Below are 1,144 nucleotides of genomic sequence, written 5' to 3' on the forward strand. Positions count from 1 at the left end.
CTCCGGCGCAATGTCGAGGACGTTCAATACGAGCGGCTTGGACGTTACCGAGTCTTCACCCTTACGGTTGACGGTGTATTCCACCTCGATCGTTAGGCCCAGGTTAAAAGCGACGAACAATAGGTCCAGATTCAAGGACCTGGGATCCGGCGACCCGAATGGCAACACAAGACTCTCGTACGAAGCGCGCGGATCGACACTCGGACTCGTGACTTTGACGGAGAACGTGTCGGTCTCCAGCAGCCTCTGCGCTAGCCGCTTAAGTACGGCCGTCAATCGACCGATTTTGGCGACCTCCAGCGGGGCCAGGCTGATACCATTTGCCTGCCTGATATCCCCGTCGCCGTCACGACAGGATCAAACGTCGCGCCGAATTCAGGAATAGGCTCCCCAGTGGAATCTTTGAGCCCGGTGGTGATGGGCGTTCCTGGTTCTGCAAACGAGACCTTCCATATCGCTGAGTACGAACCATCTGACGCTTTGGCGCTTAAGCTCACAGAGTAACGATCCCTCCGTGTGAACCCGTACTCCCACTTCCCTTTACTATCAGCAACGACGTTATCTATTTCAGTACCATAGAGAGAAATCCTGACCGTCTGATTGGCACCCGCGGTGCCTGTCAGTTTTACACCGAGCGTGGAGGTAATCGCTCCATTATAGAGTTCTCTCCCGTCGTAATCTGACATCCCGGTGATCTCCGGCCTCACTACGGTGGTGCTTTTAACGGTATAGCTGCGCACATCCGAGGGGTTCGCCTTGCTCTTGTCCTTAACCTGATCATACGCAACGTTGTACCCAACCCTCAGGGTTGTGCCATCGCCCAACCGTTTCAGCCAACTGTAAAGAACCGGTACCTCCATGTGGCCCAGGGTGATCAAGTCCTGATCGACCTGCCCCTCGAACAGGGTTAGCTCGTAGGGATCACCGTTCTCGTCCTCGCCCGTCAGCACAATCCAGAGCCATTGCCCGACGGCGATCAGCGGCCAGATCTCAACGCGCACCGTCCGGTCGTCGGTGCCGGTGGTCAGGTCCAGTACCGGCCCGGTACCGTCGTCGTCCTTCTCGAATATCACCCCCGCCGGCAGGTCCTCCGGCGCAATGTCGAGGACGTTCAATACGAGCGGCTTGGACGTTACCGAGTCTT

General features: G+C 57.0%; 1 protein-coding gene. It reads right to left on the reverse strand.

Translation table 11 applies throughout. The annotated features are described in order from the left end of the window. Positions 1–272: 272 nt before the first annotated feature. The coding region (locus AC1DIG_RS29250) for a hypothetical protein (RefSeq protein WP_477770102.1) at positions 273–1,144 on the reverse strand (872 nt) is incomplete at its 5' end.

Source organism: Pseudomonas sp. 05N431 (assembly GCF_056397005.1).